Annotated in this window: 4 protein-coding genes and 1 pseudogene; 4 read left to right on the forward strand and 1 reads right to left on the reverse strand. The window is 57.6% G+C overall.

Going from position 1 to position 5,067, the window contains the following annotated elements:
- From ABJO75_RS17550 to ABJO75_RS17565, 4 genes are all read left to right on the forward strand, one after another.
- On the forward strand, positions 1-227 hold a 227-nt coding region (locus ABJO75_RS17550; protein WP_348126003.1), incomplete at its 5' end, for a hypothetical protein.
- Between the two features lie 131 nt (positions 228-358).
- Positions 359-589, forward strand: coding sequence for a hypothetical protein (locus ABJO75_RS17555; protein WP_348126005.1), 231 nt, complete (start codon positions 359-361; stop codon positions 587-589).
- 314 nt (positions 590-903) lie between these two features.
- Complete coding sequence (locus ABJO75_RS17560) at positions 904-1,113, forward strand: hypothetical protein (RefSeq protein ID WP_348126007.1); 210 nt, start codon at positions 904-906, stop codon at positions 1,111-1,113.
- Positions 1,114-1,426: 313 nt separating this feature from the next.
- Positions 1,427-3,499 carry a caspase family protein gene (locus ABJO75_RS17565; protein WP_348126009.1) on the forward strand — a complete coding sequence of 691 codons (2,073 nt, stop codon included), beginning with the start codon at positions 1,427-1,429 and terminating at the stop codon, positions 3,497-3,499.
- Between the two features lie 806 nt (positions 3,500-4,305).
- On the opposite strand, the pseudogene ABJO75_RS17570 reads toward ABJO75_RS17565, so the two are convergent.
- A pseudogene (locus ABJO75_RS17570) lies at positions 4,306-4,890 on the reverse strand (IS1634 family transposase); the annotation flags it as partial.
- Positions 4,891-5,067 lie beyond the last annotated feature (177 nt).

A 5,067-nucleotide genomic window follows, 5' to 3' on the forward strand; every position in this document is an offset into this window, starting at 1 on the left:
GATTGGAACCTCGCTTGCGGAATTCATCAGGGCCAGTGGAGGCAATGCCAAAACATAAACAGGCCGGACAGACGACAGTACTGACGAAAATGACCGCGCATATCACCAGAAAACACTTGCAATGCAGGAGCCACCCACAGACGACCTCCGAAGACAGTTACGACGCTGCGGTGCAGCTTCACGAAACCGGCCATTCATCCATCGCGCATCATTTTCCAAGAGTGTAGGTCAGCAGAGCGGGACACACCTGCCCTCGCTGCCTTGGCCGAGGCGTCAGGCCGCCACTGGCCTTGCCTTGATGATTCTGCCTGGCGTGCTGTGACAACTGCTGCTCGGTACGGATCTGCAGGACGCCGCCGTGGCGGTGGTCCGGCTCGCCGGACTCGCCCTGATCAGCCTGGGAATCGCCTGCCTGCCGGGGCTGCCGCAGGTCGGCATGCCGTTCTACAGCACGGTCGTGGCCATCTATCTTGCGTTTCTCGGGATCATCGGTGGCGCGAGCGGACCGCTCTTGTGGTCGGCGGTCGCCCTACATCTGGTCCTGAGCCTGCTGCTCGCACTGGGATCGGTTGGCCGCACTCCGCATTAGCGCCCGAAAACACAACCGTCCTGCGAAACTTTGGAAAGCTGGCTGCTCGGATTCGGCGAACTCAGCATTCCATAAAACGGTAATTCGGCTGAACGGGCGCCTGCGAATGCTGTTGCTATGCCGCCTGTTCTGTCTCGGTGGATGCTGCAGCGCCGACGGTCTGCCCACATAGGTTGGTCCAGTTTGAATGTTGGTGCATGGTCGGCCTTTAGTCTATTGATCAGCGGTATACGACGCAAGCAGCACAAGCTCTCTGAGGCTATCCCTAACGCCGACCTGTCGTCACCATCCAAACGGCGCAGACCAGCACTCAGATGGCCGCCGACGGGCGTCTGGGGCTGGACGCCGCGAACCGGTTCCAGACCATCCTGACCAACACTGCCCATCTGGTTGGTTACCTGCAGATCGGGGAGCCAAAGGAACAGCTCGATGCGTTCGAGAAGCAGGGTAAGCAGAGCGGAGACGCCGGGTCGGTGGCTTATCCCATGTGGGGGCGGTTGGCTGAGCGGAGGAATGAGCGTTAGCGGGAATTGCGCCGCTGAGCTTTGATCCGCTCACGTATTGGCTGTACTTTCAATCCCACTGTTGGCAACGCGCCAGACGGCAAATAGGCTTGCCCAGATTGTCCCAAGGCACCATGACATCCATCAGAACGCCCCTACATCGCCCCCACCAGATCGCAATGACGGCCCACCCAGGCAGTAAGGCAGTTCGTACAACTAGCCAAAAACTCAAAGGATGACGGCTTCACAAGGCTTTGCTATCCTCACGGACATTATGAGAGCGAAGGCAAGGCGTCTGATCTGCGTATCTATTCTGTGGCTTGTGACCTTTGCCATGGGAACTATCGCACATGCTCAGGACCGTGTTGCGCTTGTGATCGGCAATTCGAACTATGAGCGCGTTGGGTCTCTCGAAAATCCGCAAAATGATGCCGATGACATCGGCGCAGCGCTGGCGCGGCTCGGCTTTGCGGTAACTTCAACCTTCAACCTTGATTCCCGCTCGATGAATCTCGCTCTTCGTGACTTCTCACGATCTGCCCGAAATGCTGAAATGGCGTTAATCTACTTCGCCGGTCATGGCATGGAGATTGATCGGCGGAATTTTCTGATCCCGGTCGATGCCATTTTGGAACAGTCCTCGGATGTGACCTTTGAAGCCATAGAGATGCAGAAATTTCTTTCGGCGGTGCGCGGAGCCAAAACACTCCGGTTGGTTCTGCTTGATGCTTGCCGTGATAACCCGTTCCTGCGCCAAATCGCAGATGCTGGTACCCGCTCGCTCGGCCGTGGCCTTGGTGCGATTGAACCGGCGTCCGGCGTCCTTGTCGGCTATTCAGCTAAGGGCGGCACTGTGGCCCTCGACGGTTCAGGTCGAAATAGCCCCTATGCGGCTGCTCTACTTGCGCACCTCGAAACACCAGGGCTTGAAATCGGTCAACTTTTCCGCCGGGTTCGCGATACGGTATTGACGAATACCAACGGCCAGCAGGAGCCATTCACTTATGGCTCGCTGCCAGCCCAAGACCTCTATTTGGCGGTAAATAAACCAGATGGACCTACAGCGAGCGAGGTTCTCCAGGCCTTCCTCGCTGCGGACACCGAAAACTCGGTTTCAGACTGGCGCGATTTTATTGAAAAGTACGCGAATGCTGAGGATGGCGGGCAGGTGGTCGAACGCGCACGTCAGCGTCTTGCTGCGCTCGCCTCTGCACCTGAGGCCGCCCCTGTTCCCTCTGACGAGCAACCCTCATCCGCATCCAAGTTACTTTATAGTCCGTTGGTCCGCGCCTGCGATCAACTTGCTGCCGACCCCAACGACACCGATCGACCTGCCGACGCCCCTGGCATAGGTCTCGAAGCCATCGATCCCAATTCCGCCGTCACCGCATGTATATTGGCTGCGTCTGGTCACCCCGACAATGGACGCAGCCGTTACCAACTCGCGAGGGCACTCAAGGCTGCGGGGCGGATTGACGAAGCACATCAACAATTGGTCCTTGCCGTTGATACCGGTTATCCAGCTGCCTTGGTTTCATTGGGTAGTTCTCTTCTTGATCATCCGGGTAGCTTAGAAGAAGCTCAGAAAACAGTTAACATTTTGGATGCGGCTATTGACGCTGGAAACGCCACAGCGGCGCGACACCTCGGAGATTTCTTCAGCCGCCCGGCGTCTACGATCACCCTCAAGGGGCGAAGTCCACTCGAGTACTATAGCATTGCTGCCAAAGCAGGTGATCCTTTGGCCATGTACGAGGCAGGCTATCGGTTGGTTTCGTCCAGATCGACGAGCCTCGATCAGAAACGCAAGGGGGTAAGCTGGCTGTCTACCTCCGCCGATATGGGCGTTCACAAATCAGCGATGCGGCTTGCCAATTTTCTTCTAGCACCGTCGACACCCATTGAATTGCAAGATGCCTCAAGAGCAATAGCCCTACTTGAGGCGCGTGCCGAAGACGGCGATGCAGAATTGGCGCATGCACTCGCAAGACGTTATCGTCTTGGGGAAGGTGTTGACCCCGACCTGTCTCAATCGGTTCGCTGGGCAAGTATATCAGCAAGCCTTGGAAGTGCGATCGGAGTGGTGGAAAACGGTTACAATCACGAAATCGGGCGCGGCGGATTTAAAGCTGACTCGGAGCTTGCCGCACAGAGCTATTTTGACGCTCTCAGGAAGGGAGCCAGGCTGCCATATATCCGGCAGATGGACGACTGGCCTCGCGACGTTGCGCTGGCATTACAACGCCTGCTCGGCAGATCGTCTCAGGCGCGTTACCGTGGTCCGATCGATGGATTGGTAGGTGCAAGAACTCGGAACGCAATGAAGCGTCTTTGCTCTTGCACGTCAGCCACCGCCACTGCCGACTTCGCATGGCTTTTTCGTGAGACGGATACAGCACCTGATTGAGCCAGCAGGGAATCACGGCATTTCAAATCAAGCACGGCGGAACCCGGTTGACAGTGACACCCAATCACGTCCTCTGGTTTGAGTGCGGCTGCGGCCAAGCTGCGACTGTCCGAGCGTCTGATATACTGGCGGTGGGCAAGCCGCTTGAGACCGTCGCGGATGTTGCAGCGAGATACGCGCCTGGCGCTGCCTGTGCAGGGTAAAAGGCATCAAGTACTAGCGCATCGCTTGTGTGCCGGAGATCGGTGGCGTTTCAGCGCCCTAAACGGACGCCATAAACAGCTCTGCCTTTGCAAGATTATCCGCCTTCCGTCCCTCGAGATGGGCTGAGACCCCGGAAAACAAATTGCTTTGGAGGATGCCAGATGCCAGCATTCTCCCATGCGAATTGTTTTGTCACTTCTTTTCATGCCCGCTGCGGCAATCGCAGATCCGCATTGGATGAGCGATTTCTACCACACTGCGCCATGTGCAGAAATCGTCGCCACAATCGATGCACCCACGCTTAATGACACGGAGCTAAAAGCGCGGTTGGAGCGGTTAAGCAGAAAGACAATGGCATTTGGATTTCTACTTGGCTACCAAGCGGCGACTGGCCCTCTCAACGCAAATCAAAACACGGTTTTGCAAGAGTTCCGCCGAGCTTGCGCAGCCGACCCTGCGAAAACCGGCATTCAGGTTCTTATCTCAATGTCTGGTAGGTAGCCCGAACGCCGAACCCAGCTGTTTTGCCAGTATCGCCTCGGCCGCTGCTTCGGTTGGAAAGCTTGGCGGGTCAGGAAGGGCAGGGCCTCAGTCAAACGCTTTCAGAACTCTTTCGCCCCTTCCGAGGTTGCTTGTTGCCAACCAAGTCTAGTGTTCCGGCATCCCGGTGCTTTCTGACTGTTCTGACCCTGACGTGGTTCGGCGATCCGGGCTCGACGCCTTTCGCCCTGTTCGGCGGCGCGGAAGGGATCATGGGCGACGATCAGACGATGACCGGCGAAACGTTCCTCGGCGAGCCCGTCCTCGTCAAAGGCGATGTCCCGAAAGGTCTCGACGAGATCGCTGTAGCGGCGGGCCGGGACGGCGAGGATGAACTCCAGCGTACGCCCGTCCTGCTCGGCCTGGGAAGTCAGGGCACCAATATTGTCGAGGCTCAGCAATCCACGGTCGACGACCAGGATCACCCGCTCGATGGGGAAGCGCTGCAGGACAGTGGCCAGCATGGCCCGAAGCGTCTTGGTTTCGGCCACGTTGCCCGGATGCACGGTATGCATGAGCGGCAGCCCTTCGGCGGTCTGTACGACGCCGAGAACGAACTGGCGGGCGATCCCACCGGTCTCCTTGTTCATGCCAAAGGCACGGATGTCCTCCTCGACCTACCCTTCGCCGTGGATGCGCACGGTGGTCCCCGCCCTTTATGTCGGTGGTATCGAACGGCCCTTAGCGGATGATGTGGGTGGCTCCTGCTCCACCGTCATCGAATGTGCCAAAGTGCAGTTATCAACGACTGCTAGGAAAGGAGCCACCCAATGACAGTTAAGACCGTAGGCCTGGATTTGGCCAAGGATGTTTTTCAAGTGCAC

Source organism: Sedimentitalea sp. (assembly GCF_039973035.1).
Classification (GTDB): Bacteria; Pseudomonadota; Alphaproteobacteria; order Rhodobacterales; family Rhodobacteraceae; genus Sedimentitalea.

Bases quoted from the DNA above. Each gene is read 5' to 3' on its own strand.
- ABJO75_RS17560 (WP_348126007.1), top strand. From the start codon at position 904: ATGGCCGCCGACGGGCGTCTGGGGCTGGACGCCGCGAACCGGTTCCAG.
- ABJO75_RS17565 (WP_348126009.1), top strand. From the start codon at position 1,427: ATGGGAACTATCGCACATGCTCAGGACCGTGTTGCGCTTGTGATCGGC.